Here is a 22600-nt window from a genome sequence, read left to right on the forward strand (position 1 = left end):
TTCTTCGAATAAGGTTTCGGGGGACGAAAAGGAGGGCTATGAGGCGTCGCGAGTTTGTGAGGACGATGGTGACGGCGGCAGCGGCACCGAAGCTGTTGCTGGCGCAGAGTCAGAATCCTGCACCTCCGCCGCCTGCACCGGTACCGTGGACCGTGGGGTTGACTCCGGCTACGCCTGTGCCGACGGTGCAGGTTGCGGAGGCGGTGGCTGAGGGAGAGCTGAGGTTCTTTACGCCGGTGCAGATGGCTACGCTGACGCGGCTGAGCGATGTTCTGATGCCGCCGATCGGCAGCAAGCCGGGCGCGGTGTCGGCTGGGGTTCCGGCGTTTCTGGATTTTCTGGTGGGTGAGTCTCCTGCGGACAGGAAGCAGATGTATCAGGGTGGGCTGGACTGGCTGGATGCCGAGGCGAAGAAGAGGTACTCGCAGCCATTTGCGAAGCTGGATGCGGTGCAGGCGGATGCGTTGTTGAAGCCGTGGCTGCGGACGTGGATGTCGGATCATCCGCCGCTGGAGAAACATGCCGACTTCATCAATGTGGCGCATACGGATATTCGCGCGGCGACGGTCAACTCGAAGCCGTGGAACGATGCACCGGCGGAGGGCGCGCAGGAGCGGACGCAGGTGGCACTGTACTGGTATCCGATTGAGCCGGATCCGTACTGCATGCGGAGCAAGGCTACTCCGGTGCCGAAGCGAGGAACGAAGCCGACGCAGCCGGGTACGGAGATCCGGCGCAACTACTGAGTATCGAGACGGGTGAGACGGGCGAGGACTATGCGAGAGGAAGCAGCAGAGGTGTTGATTATCGGCTCGGGCCATGCGGGTGGGATGGCGGCGAAGGTTCTGACGGAGACGGGCATCTCGTGCCTAATGTTGAACGCGGGGCCGATTGTGGATGTGGCCAAAGACGCGGAGAGGAAGCCGGCGTATGAGCTTCCCTATCGCGGATTCAAGCCGCCGGGGCGTCTGACGCATGTGTTTCAGTCGAACGAGTTCAACGCGAATGTGTGGGTGGATGAGCAGGAGGTTCCGTACACGTTCGCTCCTCAGAATCCCTACAACTGGGTGCGGGTGCGGTTGTTTGGCGGGCGGTCGCTGTTCTGGTCGCGGCAGTCGTTCCGGTTGAGCGACTACGAGTTCAAGGCGAGGTTGCGGGATGGTTTCGGCGAGGACTGGCCGATCGCGCTGGAGGATGTGGCTCCGTACTACTCGCGCGTGGAGGAGATCTTCCAGGTGCATGGGAGGAACGAGGGCTTACCGCAGTATCCGGACGGGAACTTTATCGACGAGGAGCCGGAGTGGCCGACGTCAATGGTGCGGTTTGCCGAGGCGGGCAAGAAGATGGGAGTGCCGGTGTGCCGGCAGAGAAGTTCGCATGGACGCGACGGACTGGCGAGCTCAGTGAACCTTCTGCTGCCGGATGCGTTTGCGACGGGCAAGCTGGAGGCAGTGGAGAACGCTGTCGTCCGGAACCTGACGGTGGACAGGCAGACCGGGCTGGTGAATGGAGCGAACTTTGTCGACCGGCTGACGCGGAGGGAGATGTCGGTGAAGGCGAAGCGCGTGGTGCTGGCGGCGGGGACGCTCGAGAGCACGCGGCTGCTGATGAACTCGGGGCTGGGGAACTCGAGCGGCGTGATGGGGCACTACTTGATGGATCAGATCTACGGCGCGGGGATTACGTGCTCGGTGCCGGAGGCGCGGGGCGGAAAAGCGACGAGGGAGGTTATGGGAGGGACGGCGCTGGTGCCGCGGTTCCGCAACATTACGACGAAGGCGGATGGGTTTCTTCGTGGATATGCGCTGAATGTGACGAGCCGGCTGGGTGCTCTGGAGGCGCGGAACTTCGCGGCTTATGGAGCGGAGCTGCAGAAGAAGATGGATGAATACTACGGCAGCGCGTTCTACATGACGATTATGGGCGAGGTGCTGGGCCGGTACGAGAATCTTGTGCGCATCAACAAGGATGTGGTGGATGCGTGGGGGATTCCGGTGCTGGATATCCAGACGAAGTACACGGACAACGAGTACAACATGGCGAAGGACGCAGTGAAGACGTGCGTAGCGATGTCGGAGTCGGCGGGGTTCGAGGTGCTGTCAAAGAACGAGCAGCCGAATCCGCCGGGCTACAGCATTCACGAGGTGGGGACCTGCAGGATGGGGGATGATCCGAAGAAGAGCGTTCTGAACAAGTGGAACCAGAGCCACGACATCAAGAATCTCTTCGTGGTGGATGGGGCGTGCTTTACGAGCGCGGGATGGCAGAACCCGACGATGACCATTCTTGCGCTGTCGATGCGCGCGTCGGAGTACATGGCGGACGAGATACGGCAGGGCAATATCTAGTCCGCCATGGACAGGGTTAGCTGACGTCGCTCCAGTCGAGGATGACCTTGCCGGAGTTTCCGGAGCGCATGGCATCGAAGCCTGCCTCATAGTCACGCCAGTTGAGGCGATGGGTGACGACGCCGGAGATATCGAGGCCGCTCTGGAGCATGACGGTCATCTTGTACCAGGTCTCGTACATCTCGCGGCCGTAGATGCCACGGAGGGTGAGCTGGTTGAAGACGACCTGGTTCCAGTCGATGGCGATGTGTTCGGAGGGGATGCCGAGCATGGCGATCTTGGCGCCGTGGCTCATGTTGATGAGCATCTCGCGGAAGGCGGCGGGGTTGCCGGACATCTCGAGGCCGACGTCGAAGCCCTCGTGCATGTGGAGTTGCTTCTGAATCTCTTTGAGCGGCGTGACGCGGGGGTCGACGGCGAGGGTGACGCCGACCTTGGTGGCGAGATCGCGGCGGTACTGGTTGGGATCGGAGATGACAACAAAGCGCGCGCCGGCGTGGCGGGCGACGGCGGCGGCCATGATGCCGATGGGGCCGGCTCCGGTGACGAGGACGTCTTCGCCGAGGACCGGGAAGGCGAGCGCGGTGTGGACCGCATTGCCGAGGGGGTCGAAGATGGCGGCGATCTCATGCTTGATGCCGTTGGCATGCTGCCAGATGTTGGACATGGGCAGAACGATGTACTCGGCGAAGGCGCCGTCGCGGTTGACGCCGACGCCGAGGGTGTGGGCGCAGAGGTGGCGGCGTCCGGCGAGGCAGTTGCGGCAGCGACCGCAGACGACGTGGCCTTCGCCGGAGACGAGTTGGCCTCGGGAGAGGTCGGTGACGTTGGAGCCGAAGTCGACGACCTCGCCGACGAACTCGTGACCGATGACGAGGCCCTGGCGGATGGTGGAGCTGGCCCAGGCATCCCAGTCGTAGATGTGGAGGTCGGTGCCGCAGATGCCAGTGGCGAGGACGCGGATCTTGACGTCGTTGATGCCCATCTCGGGCTCAGGGACGTCCTGGAGCCAGAGGCCGCGCTCGGCGCGGCTTTTGACGAGTGCCTTCACGGGGAGTGCCTTTCAGTGTTCGTGAGACTACGGCCGATTGGAGACGGCAATTCTGACGGTGCACAATGCATCGCCATTATGGATTCTACCTGCGAGGCGAGAGTAGGGCCAATGCTTGAGACAGGGATAAGGCATTTGACGTAGCGGCAATTTGTGCGTTACTGACGTGCCGTTGATATGCGATGATCGTTGCCAAAGCAGCGCAGGCATTGACGTTTTCGCGGCTCGCAGGGTCGCAGGGATGAGCGTTGCAACGAGCAGAGTATGGCGATCACAGTGCTGCGGCAGGATCCGCGCTACAACACGCTGAAGAAGGGACACAATCTTCGCTGGCCTGCCGTGGAGACGGAGGCGGCGGGAAGGATCGAGCTGGTGGAGAGCGCGAAGGATGCCGCCGATGCGCTGCAGCGAATTGTGAGCGCGGGGATGCGGCCGACGGTGCGGAGCGGCGGGCACTGCTACGAGGATTTCTTCGCGAATAATCCCGGAGGCGCGATTCTGGATACGTCGCTGCTGACCGGCGCGAACCGTGCGAGCGAAGGATTGCCTTACAGGATTGCTCCGGGGACGCAGCTGTGGAATGCGTATCTGGAGCTGTATCGGCGGTACGGCGTGACGATTCCTGCGGGGACGTGCGCGACGGTGTGCGCGGGCGGACATATCAGCGGCGGAGGGTATGGTCTACTTGCAAGACTGCATGGCGTCTCTGCGGACTGGGTGACGGAGATCGACATCCTGACGGTGGAGGCGAACGGCAAGGTGATTCCGCGCACGGTAAACAAGACGCGCGATGCCGATCTGTTTCGAGCATGCAGAGGCGCGGGCGGCGGCAACTTTGGCGTGATCACGAGCTACGCTTTTGACAAGCTGCCGCAGGCACCGCTCGAGGTGATGGAAGCGAACCTTCAGTTCCAGTGGGCGGACATGACGGAGGAGAAGTTCGCGCGGATCCTGATGACGTATGGAGAGTACTTCGAGACGCGCGGCAAGGATCCGGACACGTGGGGGCTGTTCGGAGTGCTGGTTCCGCGGCATAAGTCCGGCGAGCGTTTCGGAATGTCGGTGCAGTTCTGCAACCCGGACGGGACGTGCAAGGATCTGACGGTGTTGACGGAGTTTTTGGATCGTTTTGGAGACTGCGGTGCGGAGAGCGGGGCGCATATTCCTTCGGCGATTGCGCCGGCGGCTCCAGGAGCGGGAAAGGGCAAGGAGGTCTGCCTGGGACAGCACACGATGGTCCGGCGCGACTGGCTTGATGCGACGGAGCGAAATAGCGGTTCAGGGGCTGCGAGCAGGGCGAAGTACAAGTCGGCATATATGAAGCGCAACTTCACGAGGGACGAGGCGAGGACGATGTACAAGCACATGACGAGGACGATTGGCGATGTGAGCCTGCGCTCGTCGGTGGTGGAGATCGACTCGTACGGTGGCGCGGCGAACCGGCCGGGGCTGGCGGAGGAGACGGCGATCTGCCAGCGGTCATCGGTGATGAAGCTGCAGTACCAGACCTACTGGAGCGCCCCGGAGGAAGACGCGGCACACCTGTCGTGGATCAGGGACTTCTATACCGAGATGTACTCGGGGAGCAATGTGCCGGAGCGCTATCGCGGCACACCGTTCAAAGGCGATCGCTACGAAGGGTGTTACATCAATTATCCGGACAAAGACATGGTGGAGCATTCGTTCTGGCCGCAGCTGTACTATGGCGATGGCGAGCTGTATCCGTTTCTGCAGGCGGTGAAGCGGAAGTATGATCCGAACAATATCTTCCATCACGCGATGTCGATCCGCGCATGAAGAGAGCATGAAGTGAGGTATGAGCATGAAGAAGGGTTGGAATCGTAGAGAGTTTGTACATCTGATGGGGTACTCGACGCTGAGCTCGGCCGGGCTGTGCTCTTCCCTGCTGCCCGCTGGCGCACGGTCGTCGGTTCGGTTTGCCTATGTGGCGAGCGAGCGCGATGCGATTCATGTGTATGCGTCGCATGGCGTTGAGTGGACGCGCGTGCAGACGATCGCGAGCGAGAAGCCGGTCGCGCTGGCAGTGGGGCGGGATGGCGAGGCTCTGTACGCCGTAAACGAGGTGAGGGTGCACCATGGATTGCCGATGGGGACCGTGGAGGCGTTTTCGATCGGTAAGGACGGCCGCCTGGCGAAGTTGAGCCGGCAGCCGCTCTCGCTCTCCGCGACGATGCCGCGTCATGCAGCGGTGTCTCCCGACGGCAGGAGTTTGGTAGTCGCAGTGCGGGAGGGCGGAGCGTACAACGTTCTGCCGATCGCAGAGGACGGCAGCCTGGGACGCGTGTCGAGCCTGTTGAAGGAGACGGGTGTGGAGCGCGCAGGAGTGGCTTCAATTTCGCGACCGCATGCTGTGGCCTTCGATACGGCGGGGCGTGTGATTGCTGCGGACGCCGGAACCGGCCGCGTGAGCGTGCTCGGGCTGAGCGGTGAGGGGTTGGGCATTCACGCGAGGCTTGAGTTAGAGGACGGAATGGCGGTGTCGCGAGTCGCGATGCATCCGAACGGCAGGGTGTTGTATGCGATGCGCGAGGATGGCATCGCGTGCTACGGCTACGATGCAGCCGCGGGAAAGATCGAAGAGAAGCGGCAGCACGCGAAGGTTGCCTGCGGACCAGATGCGGCGCTGGCCGTGCATCGGTCGGGTGAGTTTGTGTATGCGAGCAGGCCGGAGGGTGGCGTGGCCGTGTGGGCTGCGGATCGCTCGACGGGACGGTTGCGTGCTGCGGGTGAAGATAGCGAGGCGATGGGCGAGCTTTGCGCGATGGAGATCGCTCCGGAGGGGAACAGCCTGATTGCCGTGAGTCGCGACGGTCGCGTGATGGAGAGCTTTATCGATGCGGCGACGGGACGGTTGAGCGCTGCTGCGTTGCGCGCCAAAGTGGAGTCGTCGCGGTGCGTGGCATTGGTTTCATAAGAAGACAGGAGAAGACAAGAGTGAAGGTATCGAGGCGTGGGTTCATACAGGGGTCTGCGGCGGCTCTGGCGGCGTATCCTCTGGCATCGCTGGCAAAGGGCTCGGGCAAGCAGCTGCTGTTTGTGGGAACGCAGACGGGGCAGGCGAGCACGAGCAAGGGCATCTATTCGTACAGCTTCGATGCGACGACAGGAGAGCTGACGCAGACGGGCCTGGCCGCTGAGGCAGACAACCCGACGTTTCTGGCGTTCGCGCCGGACAAGAAGACGCTGTTTGCGTGCGACGAGATCAACAACTTCGAGGGACAGCGAAGCGGCGCTGTCTCGAGTTATTCGGTGGACCGAACGGCCGCGAAGCTGACGAAGATCAACGAGGTTTCGGCAAAGGGACCGGGCACAACCCACGTCGGAGTGGACCACACGGGACGGTGCGTCTTTGCGGCGAACTATGGCGGAGGAAGCGCAGCCTCTTTCGCCGTGGACCCGGCAGGAAAGCTGAGTGAGGCGGTCTCGTTCTTCCAGTACGAGGGACACGGGCCGATGCAGCAGCAGAAGGGCCCGCACGCGCATCGCGTAACGGTCTCGCCGGATAACAGGTACATGTTCGTGAACGATCTTGGACTGGATGCGATTCACGTCTATCATCTCGACTCCGCGACGGCAAAGCTGATGCCGCAGAATCCGCCGGACTGGAACTCTGAGCCAGGAGCGGGGCCGCGGTCGCTGATGTTTCATCCCAACAAGAAGTGGGCGTATTGCGTGAATGAGGTTGGCTCGTCGGTGAATGTGCTGGACTGGGATGCAACGAAGGGCGTGTTCACGACGAAGCAGTTGATCTCGACAGTACCGGAGGGCCACCAGGGGCCGTCTGCGCCGTCCGATATCGTGATGGATAAGCAGGGGCGGTTTGCCTACGTGGCGAACCGGATCGATGACTTTATGGTGTCGTTCTCGATCTCACCGAGCGACGGCAAGCTGACCCTGATGGAGCGCACTTCGTGCGGGGGCAAGATGCCGCGGCACATTGCGCTGGACCCGACGGAAAGATGGCTGCTGGTAGCAAACCAGACTACGGACAATCTCTCCGTGTTTGCGCGCGATGCGAAGACGGGCAAGCTGGCGAACGCGGGCAAGAGCTTTCCGCTGTCGCGGCCGCAGTGCATTCTGTTTCTCTAAGTGGTTGAAGCACTGCAACACACGCACGAATTTTGCGTGCAGGTTGGAAACACAGAAGCGCTCAGTCATGACTGAGCGCTTCTGTGTTGGGATGATACTGATTAGTGGCGTTCGTTGTCGCTGGGCCGCGGCCGTGGAATACGCGGAGCGAAGGTGGTCCAGCGATAGGCGTAGATGGTGTTGGGATCAGGCGGAGCGTCCCACTTGTCGGCTTCCATGCCGTTGAGGTCATAGACTATCTTTCCGTCCTTGATGGTGATCTCGTCGACGAGCAGCTTGGTTCCGTCCAGGCGGCCGTTGACCATGTCGGTGAAGCCGAAGCGACCGTCTTCAAGGCGAAGGACGGCGACATCGGCGACCGATCCTACGGAGAGGTTGCCGAGTTCTTCATGCTTGATCTCACGCGCGGGGTGCGAGGTCATCTCGGCGACGACCTCCTTGAGGGAGATGCCGATTGCCATCATCTTGCTGGCAACGTTGAGCTCGTCCTTGGTGGCGCCGTTCATGCTGCCGATGTGGAGGTCGGTCGAGATGGAGTCGGGGATGAAGCCGTCCTTGACCATGGGGACGGCGAGAGAGAACTTGAAGCTGCCGCCGCCGGTGCCGGTGTCGAAGTAGATGCCACGCTTACGTCCGTCGATGAAGGCCTTGCTGGGCCCCATGGTGACGGGGTCCTGTTCGTTGCGCAGCCCGGAGTACATGTGGGTGTAGATGTCGCCGGGGCGCAGCTTCTTTGTGAGCAGATCGTAGAGCGGGCGGCTCTCGGGATGATTGTTGCCGAAGTCGACCATGACGGGGATGTTGGCCTTGGTGCCGGCGATAACGGCCTGCTCGACAGGCGTCCACTCCGGCCCGGTGTAGTGAGCGGTCTTGATGCCGACGACGACGTTGGGGTACTTGAGGGCCATCTTTGCGGTGGCCTCGCCATCCATGTCGGATAGATTGTTCTCGTACTTGTCGCCGCGCATGCCGGAGCCGACGATGTTGAGCATCGCCAGAACGCGGGTCTTTGAGCGATCGATGATCCTGTCCTTGAAATCCTCGAAGTTGCGCCAGCCGGAGCATCCTGCATCTACGACGGTGGTGACGCCGACGCGGAAGGTGAAGCCGTCGGGCGGAACGCTGTTGTCGCCCGCGTAGGAGCCGCGCTCGCCGGTGCCGGCGTAGACGTGGACGTGAAGGTCGATGAGGCCGGGGGTGACGTAGAGACCGTTGAGGTTGATGGTCTTCAGGGCATCCGAGCTGGCGATGTGCGGGGCGACCTTGGCGATCTTTCCGTCCTTGATGGCAACGTCCATGACCGCGTCGATGTGGTTCTTATCGTCGAGGACGTGGCCGTTCTGAAGGATGAGATCGTAGGCGATGTTCGCCGGGGGCTGAGGGAGCGGTGGTGGAGTGCGTTGCTGGGCGAAGGCATGGACCGATGCGGCGGCCACGGAGAGAACGGCGCAACAGGAGGCCAGGTTTATTTTGCGTAGCGATTTCATTATGAGTCCTCGATTTGGTGTTCAATGTGCCGGTGAGTCCTTGTGATGTGGCGTGGGATGAGCGGCAGGACCACGCTGTCTCTCGGCAGCCTGTCAGGCGCGAACTGCCTTCCAGTTTGCGTTGCCGTACTCACCCATGTTGACGGTGCCGGAGATGTCGTTGCCTGTCACGTTGCCCTTGAAGGTCCAGAAAACGGTGTTTCCGGGAACCGTCATGGCGCTGTGCAGTTCGATCTCGTTGGCGTGAACCGTACCTTTGAGCGTGGCATTGTAGATCTCACCGGCCTGCGTGCCGGTTACGTCGTTGCCACTCTGCTGAAGCGTGAACTTCTGTTCGCCGGTACCGCGGTAGTAGTCGACGGTGACGGCCCATGCTCCGTGGACATCCGCGGGTGTTCCGGTGGGGATTACGGGGTCCTTGTATTCGCCAGGATTGGTGAGAGCGGCGTAGATGGCATCGGCGATGATCTTGTCTTCGCCGGGGTCCATCATGTAGGGCATGACCGAGATGCCGCTCTGCATCATGTCGGGCCGGCGGCCGTGCGCTCCGCCGAGGACGATGCGCGGCGTGCCAGCGTCGAGCTTTGCGACGAGTTCGGTACCGGTGATCTTGAGCGTGTTGGCGTCCCAGGAGATTTGCAGCGTGGGGGCGCGATTGGAGAGGTCTTCTGGCTCGTGGTAGGTGAAGCTGGTCGAGGGCAGGCCCTTGACGCGGTTCTCGATGTTGTTCAGCCATCCGCGCCACATCTTCTGCTCAGCGTCGTGGTCCCGCTTATACCAGGTCTCGACAGCAGCGAGGATGCCCATCGCCTCCTCCTTCGAGCACTTCATCGCGCGACCGAAGTTGTGGTGCGGTGCCGCTTGGAAGTAGGCAGCCTTGCAGAGGTTTTTCTCGCCGAGCATGATTCCGGAGGACTGCGGCCCGCGAAGGCATTTGCCTCCGGAGTATCCAACGAGCGTTGCACCTGCCTGAATGTGAATGTTTGGGTTCAGCGGCTCTTCTGCCGCGGCATCCACGAAGACTGGAACATTCTTCTGCTTCGCGACGGCGCAGATGTTCCTGATACTCATCGGGCCGCTCGCGTTGCCGGGATTCGACATGAGGTAGATCATCGCCGTTCGAGGCGAGATCTTCGAGGTCAGCTCATCGATGCTGTCGACCTCGACAATCTCGGCGCCTACCATGCGCACACCGAAGTCGTACTGGTTGCGCGAGTGCTTGGGAATGATGACCTGATCCTTCTTCTTGATATAAGGAAAGGCCTGGCTCTGCTCGACGTTGGTGCCAACCATACAGGCCACGGTGGCAAGGCAGATGGCAGCTTCGCAGCCGGTGGTGGCAATTCCCCACTCGGCTCCCATCAGCTTGCCGAGCTGCGCACCGATGCCGTCCATCATCTCGTCGAGTTGCACGTAGTAGAAGGAGGCGTCATACATGGCCTGCTTGACCTGCGGCAGCGAGCGCGAGCCGCTGATGATGGTGAAGGTTCCGCGGCCGTTGATGAGCGGGCGAACGCCGATGCGGGTGAAGAGATTGTCGGTCGCCGTGCCCTCTCTCGCAGGGAGCTTGTGCTGCGCTGGTTCTGCTATCGCGGCCGCACTGGCGGCAAGCGGGGAGACTGCATTGGCAGCACCCAGGGCAGAGAGCATTCCGGTCTGCTTGAGAACGTCGCGCCGGGACAAGCGTTCCTTGCGAAAGAGGGACATGGTTGTGTTCCTTTCGTGATCTGATAGACGAGTGCGCCCGTCCTAGATGTAGGCGATCATGTCGATCTCGACGAGCGAGTCTCCAGGGATTCCACCCGCTGGAGCAACCGTCGTACGAACGGGAGGGGTATCGCCCCAGTTGGCCGTAGCGTAGACGGAGTTCATCGCAGCGTAGTCCTTGAGGTCGTTCAGGTAGACGTTGACCTTGAGAACCTTCTCCATCGAAGAGCCGGTCTTGATGAGGTTCTTTTCAAGCTCGTCGAGCACATGCTTGGTGTGCTCCTCGATGGTGCCTTTGAAGTGCGCGCCGACTCCCGCGAGGAAGACCATGTTGCCGTACGTGATGATGCTCGAGAAGAGGGGCTTCTTGCCGGGCGTGGTGGGGACCTTGTCGGCCTGTGTCTTCGGCGGCACGGACTTCTTCTCGAGCTTGCCGGAGACCTGCGCCTTGGCGGAGGGTGCAAGAGCTGCTCCTGCAGTGACGGCAGCTGCGGCCTTCGCTGCGTTCTTCAAAAGACCTCGGCGGGACTGATTTTCCATCGTGTTTACTCCTTTGGGTTGAGAGAGCTGAGATGATTATGCCTTCTGGGTGAGCGCGGCGCGGATACGACGTCCGACGACCTCGGGCTCGCCGGGCTGGAGCATCCAGACGCCGACCACGAGCGTGTTGGCGTCGGACGGGATTCCCTGGTTGGGCTTGTGGCCGGTGTTGGGATTGAGTTCAATGGGAGGCTTCTGCGCGCGGAGCCGCTCCTGCACCTGAGAAACGGTAACGCCGACCTTCTCAGGGTCATACTTGAGGAGAAGGTGCGGGACGTGGTTGGCGATCTTCGGGGTGACCACGCTGATCTGCACGGTGGGGATGTTCTTCACCGCATCAGAGATGGTCTTGCAGTAGCGGTTGTACTCAGCGGTGTTGGCCTCGTCGGACTGCTCGAGAAGCCAGTCGATGGCGGCCACCATGCCGACGATCTGCTCCTTGGCGACCTTCATGCCACGGCCCACGGCGTCACCGTTGGGGTTGGTGTTCGCGAGCGCGAGGTCGGTAAGGTGCTTCTTGCCGAGAAGGAGACCGGCGTTCTGCGGCCCTCGAATTCCCTTCCCGCCTGAGAAACAGACGAGATCGAAGCCCATCTGGGTGTACTTCCAGAGGTTCTCGATGGGAGGCATGTCGGCGGCTGCGTCGAGATGACAGGGCACGTTGTGCTGGTGGGCGATCTCAAGCCACTGCTCGCGGCCGATCTGAGCGGGCGGCCCCTCCTCTTCTTCCGCGGCGTTGAAGAAGTTGGTCATGATGGTCTTTTCGTTGAAGGCTGCTTTGTACTCGTCGAGGGTGACGACCTCGCGGATGACGGCTCCACAGAGCAGCATGGCGTGGTCGTAGCCATAGCGATGAGCCTTCTGAACGATGATCTCGTTCTTCATGGAGCCGGCGTTCTGCGGGATGTCTCCGGGCGTGTTGCCGTTGGCGCTGGCCATGCAGGCCGCAGTGGCGAGCGTGATGGCTCCCGCGGCGCCCGAGGTGACCAGGGCCCCTTCGCAGCGAAGCTTCTTGGCGAGGTACTCGCCCGACTTCACCTGGAGGTCATGGAGATGGACGGGGTGGTGCGCGGCCACCTCGACCGCGCGACGCACCTGCGGAGGCATGCAGGCGGCAGTGAGCGTCGTGTAAGTCCCGGCGGCGTTGATGATCTTGTCGACGCCGAGCTTGTCGTAGTAGTCAACGGCAAGGGCTTCAGAGGCTGGCGCGGCGACAGCCTCAGCGGCGCCCATGACCGGCGCCGCTCCGAAGAGCGCGATGGCTGACTGCGACCAACGCAGAAAGCTGCGCCGGGAGAAGAGACTGCGATCACTGCTGCTGGTGCTGAACATTGCCCTGCTCTCCTGATTCCATTCGGGCTGCGAACGCCTGCACTTCACCGAAATGCAAGCGTTGCCGCTGTGGATTTGAGTGCAACCATCTGAAATCCACCGGCCCAGGATTGTCATGGGACAAATGGCTTACCGGCCGACGATTCAGATCCTGCCAAACTGTTTGACTGCCTCCTCGATCGAATGAAACTTTTCGATAAAGGGATACATGGAGTGCTCGCTGTTATCGAGTTTCTGCGCGAGGACAAGAATCTCTGCAGCGCGATCCCGCGGAACATCAACGACGCCGTCCTGATCGGCAACGATGATGTCGTTCGGGTTGACGCGAACGCCGTCACAGTCAACCGGGATATTCATCCCTCCGAACTTGTAGTGGCTGACCGAGGTGGAGGGGACGGGACCGGTGGAGTAGACCGGAAAACCAATCTTCTTGAGCTGCGGCAGATCGCGAACGCCGCCGTCGATGATGGCTCCTGCGAAGCCGCGTGCAAACATCGCCGTGCCCATGAGGCCGCCCATGCCCGCGATGTCGGCGCCATCCTCAACCTGCATGACGTAGACCGAGCCGGCGCCGCCGGAGTCGATGGCATTGAGCATGCCGGTCAGTGCGTCTGCGTCGTGATTCTCCTGCTTGACGAGCTTCACGGTAAGCGCGGTGCCGGCGAACTTCGCGGGAAAGATGGACTGCATGCGATGCGACATGTAGCGCTTCTGGTGGAGGAGCTGCTCGATGGCGTCGGAGACCGATGCGGCCTCGACGTGGCGATAGGCGTCGAGCATAGCGGCTGGGTCGGCCTGATAGTCGGCGGCCGTCTTGGGCGCGTCCGCGTGAACGATGTGATTTGCGGTGAAGATCGAGACGCAGGCGATGACGGCAACAGTGCTGATGCGAATAGCGCGCGAGCGCAGGACAGGGGACAGAGACGGGTGCTTCAAGATGGGCAGCTCCTCAGGTGGTGACAGAGAGCATGGTACAGAAAGTATGGAACAGATTGGTAGAGGGCCGAAGAGAAGCGGCCGCCGGATGCGCTCCGGCGGCCGGTTGATGGGTTAGAAGTTGATCTTTCCTGCCAACTGCATCACACGTGCGCCAAAGTTGGTGTTCGCGCCTGTGATGTATCCAAAGGTCGAGCCACCAAAGGTCGTATTTGGGCTGCCAGGGTTGGGATGATTGAAGAGGTTGAATGCCTCCGCGCGAAACTGGAAGGAAACAGTCTCCCAGATCGGGAAGTTCTTGAAGAGGGAGGCATTCGTGTTTGCCACACCGGGCGCATAGATCGCATCGCGCTGCAGGTTTCCAAAGGTTCCCGGAGCTGGGTTGGCGTAAGCAGTTGCATCGATACAGCTGTTCCTGGTGGATCCGCCGGACCCCGTGACCGTAGCACGGCTGCAGGTCACATGGCTTTCGTGAACGTAGTTCGGACGCTGGGATCCTCCTACGCCTCCGACGTTGGCGAGGTTGGAGTTAATAGTGATGTTGAGAGGAGTACCGGTGCGAAGATCAACAATTGCGTTCGTCTGCCAACCACCAAGAACCTGACGAACAACGACGTTGCGGCCATCGAACTTCGGCAACTCATAGGTGACCGATGCAACGAAACGGTTGCGAATGTCGTAATTGGAGTTTGCGTAGTCCAGCTTCAGATGACCCTGCCACATTGCGGAGCCGCCGTCGTTGGAGCTGTCCGACGTATCCATAGCGTGGGACCAGGTGTAGCTGAGGTTTGCGCTGAGGCCGTGCGACATCCGCTGCCGAAGAATGACCGTCAGGCCGTTGTAGGTGGCAAATCCATCGTTCTGAATCTCGCGGATCTGGCCGATCGCAGGCTTCGGACGGCGGGATTGCGAGAAGGCGACGGGAGAGGGAGCTGGCTGATTCGGGTAGTAGCTCTCGTCCAGGTGAATCGTGCGCGAACCGAGGTATTGGAATTCAAGGCCGGCATTGCGCCATACCTCAGTACCGATATCAACGTTCCACTGATACATCCTGGCCGTGGGCAGGTCGTGATTCACCGTGAAGTTGGCGTAGGGGCTCGATGCCGGGCCAGGCCATACCGCGGGTGCGGGGACATTCGGATTGTCCAGCGTGAACGGAGGCGTTGTTCCGAAGCCTGCCGACGGAGTCACAACAGCCGAGTAAGGATAGTTGGTTGAGGACAGCGTATAGGAGTTGAGCTGGTTCGCGTTGTAGTAGATTCCACCGCCGCCGCGAATGACGATCTTGTCAGTCGCGCGGTAAGAGAAGCCGACGCGCGGGCTGATGTTGTCGTGAGCCGGGCCAGTGAACTTGAAGTCGGGATACGTCGCGGCATTCAGAGCGTTCGTACCGCCGATCGCCGGATACAACGTGGTGAGACCGGGATCCATGATGCGGCCGACGCCGTTCAAACTGTAGGCCACCTGAGGCAGTTCGTAGCGGAGACCATATTGCAGCGTGAAGTTCTGCGTGACCTGCCAGGTGTCCTGCGCGAAGAAGCCGTCACGCCACTGACCGATGGATCCCTTTACCTGGAAGAACGGAGAGGTATAGCCGGTTGGAGAGCCAGCGATAAAAGCTGCTGCTGCGTCACCGGAGGTCGAGGTAGCGCCATTCAGCGTTCCGTCAAAGGTAAACTGACCGCGCGCCGTGTTGGCGGCCGAGCGGCCGATCGTCATCTTGCGGAAGCTGATGCCAGCCATAAGCGCGTGCTTGCCCATGGTGTAGCTGATCTGGTCATACCAGGTGAGCTGACGATCATCCTGATACCAGTTGGTGCCGCTCTGGGCGATGCCCTGGTATATGGGCGCCGCCGGGGTACCACCGATGGACATATCCACCAAACCGGGATTGCCGCTGTCGACATCCGCGGTAAAGCCTGGAATACCGAGCGAGGAGCCGGCGCTTGTCTGATTCTGTTGCGCCTGCTCGTTGAGAATGTTCGTGTTTACAATATTGAATCCGAAGCGCAGGTCGTTCACTAACTTGGGCGTAATGATGTGCGTGTAACCGGCGGCGCCATTACGAGTCTTCGTAGTCGTGTAGGCGGTGTTGGCAAGATTGATCGCCTGAGTGTAGTTATTGACCGACTGCCAAGCGAATCGTCCAAAGAGAGAGATCTTACCGTTGATGTTGTGATCGACCCGCTCCAGCGTTGAGTCTTCATTGATCTGGTTGGGAAGATTCCCGTTCCAGTTGTTCGTCGTGCCTGGGCCGGTAGGCGTCGCCATATAGGGAAGGATATTTGCAGAGACCGGATCGACGGGGATGATATTTCCGACATACTGCGCCGCGGGGCAGTTATAGTTAGGAGCCGAACACAACCTAAAGCGGGTTTGGGGATTGTAGAGCTGTTTGTTTTTCGCGGGATCGGTCGAAAGCAACTCGCTGAAATCGCCGGTGCGCATCTTGTTGGAGAGAACCGTCCCTATCGTCGGGGTCGCACCGTTGTTGCGAAGGCCCTCATAAGACCCGGTGAAGAAGGTCTTGTCTCTTCCGTCGTAAAGGTGAGGGATGATGATGGGACCGCTTAGCACGCCGCCGAAGAGGTTGTAACGCAGCTTGGCCTTCTGGGAGGCTAGGCCGGTTGTAGGCTGAAGCCAACCCTTTGCGTTCAGCGCATCGTTCTGGATGTAGTCGTATGCGGTGCCGTGGAACTTATTGGTTCCGGTCCTCGACACGAGGTTGATGTGAACGCCGAGATAGTCTCCATACTGGGCAGTGTAGTTTCCGTTCTGCGTCTGTACGGCGCTGAGGGCATCGGGGTTTGGAGAGAGCGTGGCAGTCGTGATCAGGTTGTTCATGATCGAGATGCCGTCAAGGGAGATGCTGTTGTTGATGTTGCGTGTTCCGGAGCCGCTGGCCCGGTTACCGGGAGGATTGCCAGTAAGGGCTTGCCCGCTGATCGTGATGTTCGAGGCTGTTGCCGCGAGATCGATAGCGTGACGGCCGTTCAGAGGCAGATCGTGTACCTGCTGCGAATCGATCGTTTCGCCGAGGAGCGCGTCATCTGTCGAAAGAGCAGGAGTATCAGCCGAGACGCTGACGATAGAGGTCTCCGAGCCGACCGAAAGAGAAAAATCAGTACGCACCGCGTGATTAAGCTGAACGACAACGCCGGTCGACGTCATCTTTCTGAATCCGGACATCTCGACGGTGACATCATATGTTCCGGGACTGACGAAGGGGATGGAGTAATACCCTTCGGAGTTCGTCGTACCGCTATACGATACTTTCGTCTCTTGATTGACACCGACAACTTTAGAGCCAACGACTACGCTTCCAGTTGGATCAGTGACCGTACCTACAAGCGCGGTATTATCTGCAACCTGGGCACGAAGAAACAACGGACTTAGCAGCAACACCAGATAACAAGCTAATGCCTTCTTCATGGTAGCCTCCTGGACCTGCCTGCAATGAAGCAGATAATGAAACAGAATGTTGGTCCCATTGCCAAATGGGAATCGGAGTGGAGCGCTCGTCTTCCGCTCTGCAGCGAGCGGCCTGTTTTTGTGTGAAATGATTTCAAACCACAGGTAAAAGAACTGTCAATCGGGCAGTTGCCAGTCGGCCCAATAGGTCAAATAGCCTATGGAATGGGCTAACTTATGCTGCAGGCAGGGATTGACGGAGTTTAATCGAGGTGAACCAGGCCGCGCTGGAGCGCATAAATCGTCGCCTGGGTGCGGTCACGGGCTCCCATTTTGTCTAGAACGGAGCTGACGTGGATGCGAACGGTCTTCTCGGCGATCTTCAGATCTTCGGCGATCTCGCGGTTGCTGCGGCCCTGGGTGATGCGGGTGAGGACCTCGGTCTCGCGCGGAGTCAGCTCCACCGCGGGCATGCGCTGTGCGAGGCGATCGAGCGCGCCATGAGGAAGGTAACGCAGGCCGCGGTCGACGTTCTGGATTGCGTTGAGCAGCTCTTCACCGCTTGCATCCTTGGTGAGATAGGCCATGGCTCCACTGCGCACGGCGCGATAGATGTCTTCGCTGCCCTGGTAGTTGGAGAGCACAACGATCCGCACATTGGGAAACTCGCGGCGCAGCTCGGTGATGACATCGAAGCCGCTGACACGGGGCAGGCGCAGGTCGAGCACGACAACGTCAGGACGCAGCTGGCGATACATCGAGATGCCGAGTTCGCCGTCGCCTGCCTCGCCGATGATCTGAATCTGCGGATGCCCGGAGAGGACAGAGTGGAGCGCCATGCGCGCAAGGAAATGATCTTCGATGAGGAGGACTCGAATCTGCTTCATATTCCGATCCAACGTATCACGTGATGTTGCTGGTTGACGGGCTGCTGCATGGCGTCGAAGGCTACTTTGACGGTGACCTCGGTGCCAAGTCCAGCAGAGGTTTGAATGCGGAAACTGCCGCCCAGCTTGCGCGAGCGCTCTTCCATGACGGGAATACCGAAGTGCCCGCGAAGTGAGGCCGAGCGGTCGGACGGCAGGAAGCCATGACCATCGTCGCGGATGGAGAGGCTAAGCGAATCGCTATCATACTTCAGACGGACGACGATGCGGGAGCACTCGGCGTGACGGATCGCGTTCGACACGGCCTCCTGGCCGATGCAGACGAGATGATGCACACAGCCGGGAGCGAGGCGCACCTCTTCACCTTCGACGTCGAGCGTGGTATCGATGGCGCCCTGAAGGTGGTTCGACGAGAGCGTGCGCGAGAGAGCCTCCGAGAGAACGTTGGTGACCTCGTTGGTGTCGCGTAGGTCCCAGATGATGCGGCGAGCCTCCGCCTGACAGTGCGCGACCATGCTGCGCGCGAGCTCGCAGGACTTTGCAGCAGGCGTCGAATCGGACCCACTGTCGCGAAACAGCTTGGCGGTGGCTTCGAGCTGCCATGAGATCGCGGCGAACCCGGCCATCAGTGTGTCGTGACACTCAGAGGCGATGCGGTTCCGCTCCTCGAGGATGATTCCAAGGCGGCCGGTCATGAGCTGAATATGACGCCGGAAGAGATACGCCGCGAAAGCGATCACGGTAACCGCCAGTCCGAGATAGAAGTACCAGGTCTGGTAAAACGGGCGCTGATGGTTCGCGGACTCGATTGAAGATGAGGGCGTTTCATCAGCAGCATTCGACGGCGCGACGCTGGTTGTACCGGTTGCGAGTCCGTCCTGCGACGGCCAGCGGGAGAGCCCGTCAGGGCCGAGACGCCAGAGACCGTCGTGGCGAGTTCCGATCCAGAGGTCTCCTGTTGCATCCGCAAACAGGGCCGAAACTGCGCTCCGCACTGCGGCGCGAGGAACCGCATCGTACTCGGGCGTACCGGCAGGAACACCGCCCTTACGAGGCACCAGTTCGAAGACTCCGGTTGTCGTGCCGATCCAGATGCGATGCTTCGGATCGCAATACACTGCGACCACGTTGTCGCCTTCCGGAAGGTAGAGAGGCAGTTTGCTTGCTGTTCCCTTCTGCCAGTGAAAGAGTCCGGACGAGGTGACGAAGAACATGCCTCCGGCTCCGTCTTCTGCAAACGGCGCAACGATGTCGGCTGAGATTCCTCCGACGAGCAGCACCTCGAGGTTCCCGTTCGCAACTCTCTCCACGCCGTTCGCCGTCGCAACCCAGAGCGCTCCCTGCGAGTCCTGGCGAAGCACGCGAATCCCGTTGTCAATAGGGCCGCTCCCGGTCTGCCGGTCCTGCCACTGGGCCTGAGCGGTGCGCTGCGGAACGGGCTGCGCGCCGGCATGAGTAAGCGCGAGAGACACAGCGAATCCGACGACTGGCGACAAAAGCTGCCGGTAGCAGAGCGAGTTCGACTTCGCGTATCGCCGCATGGTCATTCCGTATTACTAAACCACCATCTTTTGCAGTTGCAACGAGACAACACTTGAGCCGAGTGTCGTTTCAGGCGTCGAGCGGTCGTTCGGGATGCACGGTGAGCCAGCAGAGTGCGCCCATCACGGCGAACGCCGCAGCCATCGCAAACGAGGTCGTCCAGCCGAAGCGCTGAGCGATCCAGGGAGTGAGCGAAGCGGTGATAGCACCCCCGATCTGTCCTCCCATGTTGACCATGCTGGAGAAGACGGCGGAGCTGCGGCCGGCGATGTCGACGGAAACAGACCAGAAGGAGCTCTGCGACAGATAGAGTGCGCCTGCCCCTCCCGCCAGGATGACTCCGGCAAGCTGCGGGCTGTGAACCTGCGAGCCGAGCACGAGAAATATCGCCGTGATGAGCAGCGCGACTGCGGCGAGGCCACAACGTCCGACCCACAGGCCGTAGCTGCGCGTCAGCCGATCGCTGAGAGCACCGCCGACGAGACAGCAGACCGTCATCGAGAGAAACGGAAGCATGGTGTAGAGTGCGCTCGACTTGAGGTCGAAGCCGCGAACCTGCGCCATGTAAAGAAAGAACCAGCTGAAGAATATCCAGGCGATGTAACCAAAGCTGAAGTAGCCGGCCATCAGAGCGGAGAGATCGCGCCGATGGAAGATCGCTCGCCAGGAGATGCCAGTCGGTGCCGGATCGGACGAGGATGAAACGGCAGGCGCTGGGGTAAAGGTAAGGCCATCGCGAATCGTGCGAAGCTCGGCCGGAGAAACGGCAGGATGTTCTTCCGGAGTGTCCCGCGCGGCGTACCACCAGACCGCTCCTGCAACCAGGCCTACGACGGCGCTGAACCAGAAGGCGGCCCGCCATCCCTGATTCGTGATGAGCCAGGTGAGCAGTGGCGGCGTAAGGCCGCTGCCGGCTCCAACGCCGGCGAAGATGAGGCCGTTGATGAAGCCGCGCTCTTCGAGCGGAACCCAGCGCGCAACAAACTGATTGGCTGCGGGATAGATGACGGCCTCGCCCGCGCCGAGGGCAAAGCGTATGCCAATCAGCAGCAGAACGGCGTGAGCGATTCCCGAGGGAAGCAGGGCGGTGAGGGCGGTTGCGACTCCCCACCAGAGAACGCCGAGCGTAAGAACCTTGCGCGGACCGAAGCGAGCCGCCAGCCATCCCGCAGGCAACTGGAAGCCGGCATAGCCGATCAGGAAGGCGCTGAAGATCCAGCCCAGGCGCTGATTGCCCAGACCATATTCGCGGCTGATCTGAAGGCCGGCGATGGAGATGTTGGTGCGATCGAGAAAAGCGACTCCGCTAAGAACGAAGAGCCAAAAGGCAAGAAAGAATCGGATACGACTACGTTCAGCAGACATCATGCTCCTGGCGGCCGGCGAGTGTGCGAATCGGACAACCCGGTCGCGCGCGCTCTACGAAAGAGAGATTGGATAAGACCGCAGGATTTTGAGCGGCACATCGCATGGTATCGACGCAGCCGGGGAACGCGCAAGGGCCATATGTCCCATGTGAATCTTTACATCGCGTGCTAGTACGGGAAAGTTCGCGCTCGTAGCAGCCGTGCTGTCTTGATTCAACGAAGCGAGGAGGAAAGGCTCCTGAGGTAGGACTCGAACCTACAACCCTTCGGTTAACAGGCGTTCATGAAGGGCGGGCACATGTGTTTTCAATGGAGTAGAGAGGAGCGCACAGGAGTATTTGGCGCCCCGCGGCGCGCAATTCTGTGAAGAATTTGGTGAAGTTCTGTTCTCGATCCTAGCCGTGATGAGCAGATCCCTCAAACCGGAATCTTCGCACCGTAGTTCCCTGCCTTCGAGCGTTTTCAAACGCTTCCCCACTGCCCCCGAGCGGGGACCGAGACCCCACCGTGTGAAGGTAGCACTTTACGAGCATTTTATTGATGGCAAAGGGCTTATTAGTCGGAGGAGTCGGAAAAATCGGCACAATCGGGCTATTTTGCCCCAAAATTGCCACAAACTTTTTAGTTGTCTAACCAAGTGGGCCGTGGGGTGGCCGTGGCAGAACAGCCCAGCTTTCCTCTTCGTCTCAAACGCTTCTCTTCTTCGTCGTCCACCAGGACACAAGCATGCTTTGTACGACCGTTGCCGGATACCGCCTCCTCGAGGAGACTTCGTTCAGATCAAGCCAAACGCAGGCTGACCCATGCCAATTCCGTACTCAGACATGCCCGGCGAGGATAAGAGCGCCGTAGCGCTCGACCGCTCAGGTTTGGCATTTATCGATCTGATATGTCAAAAATCATCACCGAGTGACGTCCGACAGCGTGATAGTACAACGCCGAGAAGGCGTCGAAATTACATGATTCTGGTATCAAAGAAGTACACCTCACGCTTTCGCGCGAATAGAGCAAGTTCCTAGCAGAAACATGTAATGAACTTCCCGCCGTATCCCGTAATACGCTCAATCCAACAGCAAATCGGAAGGGCGTCGAAGGCGAGTGCTATAGCGACGTTGGCCGAGCGACTGTTCCATTTGTTTAACTCAAAGAGCTACAAGCGATGACTGACTCGACGGAAATAGGAGCTTTTGTTCAGGGCTCGCCTCATCCATCTTGGTTGTCCGATTCCAATGGATGTTGCATCTACGCCAATTCGGCGCTAGAGCGGCTCACGGGCGTTGGCTCGCTGCAACTCGAGGGCTCACAGTGGTTGGATCTTGTTGTTGGTGAAGACAGGCCGCAGACAAGAGTGGCATGGCACGAATCTCGCGCCGGCACGCGTTCCCTCCGCGTACGAGTGTGCATCCGCGGCACCTCGCCAGACATTTGCGCTCCTGTCGAAGTAATTGGTTTTGGTCATTATGTCGCCGGAGTCGGCGAGCTGTGGCTTTTCACCGCTCTACATCTCCACGCACCGACGCATCAACATCCTCCGCTCGAGGCTCAATTACAGGCCACGCTGAATATCATTCCTGTTCAGGCGTGGTATGCCTTGGCTTCTGGAACAATCGCATTCGTCAATGAGGCGACCGCGAGTTACCTTCGGCTTCCGCAACCCCACCATCTTCGGTACGGCGCGGACGTCGGCGGGACGCGGGAGTCGCACCTTTCCTATATACATCCCGAAGACCACCCGCATGCGAGAAGGCAATGGTCTGCCTGCCTGCGAAAGCACGAAGTCGGCGAGCTCCAACTTCGCATCATGAGTGAACCTGGAAGTGCTCGATGGTTTCTTGTTCGGGCAGAGCCACTGCGAGCGAGGAATGGAGACCTTCTCTTTTGG

Annotated in this window: 15 protein-coding genes and 1 pseudogene; 6 read left to right on the forward strand and 10 right to left on the reverse strand. The window is 60.3% G+C overall.

The features are described 5' to 3' along the window. The first annotated feature begins 38 nt into the window (after nucleotides 1-38). Both Q363_RS37325 and Q363_RS34375 read left to right on the forward strand, forming a co-directional pair. Nucleotides 39-746 carry a gluconate 2-dehydrogenase subunit 3 family protein gene (locus Q363_RS37325; protein WP_051979743.1) on the forward strand — a complete coding sequence of 236 codons (708 nt, stop codon included), beginning with the start codon at nucleotides 39-41 and terminating at the stop codon, nucleotides 744-746. Nucleotides 747-776: 30 nt separating this feature from the next. Then, nucleotides 777-2348, forward strand: coding sequence for a GMC oxidoreductase (locus Q363_RS34375; protein WP_035359535.1), 1572 nt, complete (start codon nucleotides 777-779; stop codon nucleotides 2346-2348). 16 nt (nucleotides 2349-2364) lie between these two features. Here the strand turns inward: Q363_RS34375 and tdh are convergent, their stop codons facing one another. Next, nucleotides 2365-3399 carry an L-threonine 3-dehydrogenase gene (gene tdh, locus Q363_RS34380; RefSeq protein ID WP_035359537.1) on the reverse strand — a complete coding sequence of 345 codons (1035 nt, stop codon included), beginning with the start codon at nucleotides 3397-3399 and terminating at the stop codon, nucleotides 2365-2367. A gap of 264 nt (nucleotides 3400-3663) precedes the next feature. Here tdh and Q363_RS34385 point away from each other — a divergent pair, with 264 nt between their 5' ends. Genes Q363_RS34385 through Q363_RS34395 form a run of 3 tightly spaced genes read left to right on the forward strand, consistent with a single transcriptional unit; the run spans nucleotide 3664 to nucleotide 7509 of the window. After that, nucleotides 3664-5196 carry an FAD-binding oxidoreductase gene (locus Q363_RS34385; protein WP_035359539.1) on the forward strand — a complete coding sequence of 511 codons (1533 nt, stop codon included), beginning with the start codon at nucleotides 3664-3666 and terminating at the stop codon, nucleotides 5194-5196. A 19-nt stretch (nucleotides 5197-5215) separates the two neighbouring features. After that, the gene (locus Q363_RS34390) at nucleotides 5216-6334 is read left to right on the forward strand and encodes a lactonase family protein (protein WP_051979744.1); all 1119 of its coding nucleotides are present in this window, start codon (nucleotides 5216-5218) and stop codon (nucleotides 6332-6334) included. Between the two features lie 20 nt (nucleotides 6335-6354). After that, nucleotides 6355-7509 carry a lactonase family protein gene (locus Q363_RS34395; protein WP_035359541.1) on the forward strand — a complete coding sequence of 385 codons (1155 nt, stop codon included), beginning with the start codon at nucleotides 6355-6357 and terminating at the stop codon, nucleotides 7507-7509. Between the two features lie 101 nt (nucleotides 7510-7610). Here the strand turns inward: Q363_RS34395 and Q363_RS34400 are convergent, their stop codons facing one another. From Q363_RS34400 to Q363_RS34440, 9 genes are all read right to left on the reverse strand, one after another. Then, nucleotides 7611-8996: an amidohydrolase/deacetylase family metallohydrolase gene (locus tag Q363_RS34400; protein ID WP_035359543.1), complete on the reverse strand. Its 1386-nt coding sequence runs from the start codon at nucleotides 8994-8996 to the stop codon at nucleotides 7611-7613. A 93-nt stretch (nucleotides 8997-9089) separates the two neighbouring features. Beyond that, entirely contained in the window at nucleotides 9090-10703 is a 1614-nt protein-coding gene (locus Q363_RS34405) for a PLP-dependent transferase (protein WP_035359545.1), read from the reverse strand. A 42-nt stretch (nucleotides 10704-10745) separates the two neighbouring features. After that, nucleotides 10746-11243 carry a RidA family protein gene (locus Q363_RS34410; RefSeq protein ID WP_035359547.1) on the reverse strand — a complete coding sequence of 166 codons (498 nt, stop codon included), beginning with the start codon at nucleotides 11241-11243 and terminating at the stop codon, nucleotides 10746-10748. Between the two features lie 36 nt (nucleotides 11244-11279). After that, complete coding sequence (locus tag Q363_RS34415; protein ID WP_035359548.1) at nucleotides 11280-12575, reverse strand: aminotransferase class V-fold PLP-dependent enzyme; 1296 nt, start codon at nucleotides 12573-12575, stop codon at nucleotides 11280-11282. 144 nt (nucleotides 12576-12719) lie between these two features. Then, nucleotides 12720-13511, reverse strand: a complete 792-nt coding sequence (locus Q363_RS34420; RefSeq protein ID WP_245632662.1) for an RraA family protein — start codon at nucleotides 13509-13511, stop codon at nucleotides 12720-12722. A 114-nt stretch (nucleotides 13512-13625) separates the two neighbouring features. Next, complete coding sequence (locus Q363_RS34425) at nucleotides 13626-16943, reverse strand: TonB-dependent receptor (protein ID WP_035359550.1); 3318 nt, start codon at nucleotides 16941-16943, stop codon at nucleotides 13626-13628. A gap of 242 nt (nucleotides 16944-17185) precedes the next feature. Next, nucleotides 17186-17809, reverse strand: a complete 624-nt coding sequence (locus Q363_RS34430; RefSeq protein ID WP_035359552.1) for a response regulator — start codon at nucleotides 17807-17809, stop codon at nucleotides 17186-17188. Next, nucleotides 17806-19350 (reverse strand): sensor histidine kinase, encoded by a 1545-nt coding sequence (locus tag Q363_RS37330; protein ID WP_051979745.1) that lies wholly within the window; start codon nucleotides 19348-19350, stop codon nucleotides 17806-17808. Before Q363_RS37330 ends, Q363_RS34430 begins: the two co-directional genes overlap by 4 nt. A 70-nt stretch (nucleotides 19351-19420) precedes the next feature. Beyond that, nucleotides 19421-20719 (reverse strand): MFS transporter, encoded by a 1299-nt coding sequence (locus Q363_RS34440; protein ID WP_035359553.1) that lies wholly within the window; start codon nucleotides 20717-20719, stop codon nucleotides 19421-19423. Nucleotides 20720-21877: 1158 nt separating this feature from the next. Between Q363_RS34440 and Q363_RS47400 the strand changes: the two are divergent. Then, nucleotides 21878-22591, forward strand: a pseudogene (locus Q363_RS47400) (PAS domain-containing protein); the annotation flags it as partial. Nucleotides 22592-22600 lie beyond the last annotated feature (9 nt).

Source organism: Edaphobacter aggregans DSM 19364 (assembly GCF_000745965.1).
Lineage (GTDB): Bacteria > Acidobacteriota > Terriglobia > Terriglobales > Acidobacteriaceae > Edaphobacter > Edaphobacter aggregans.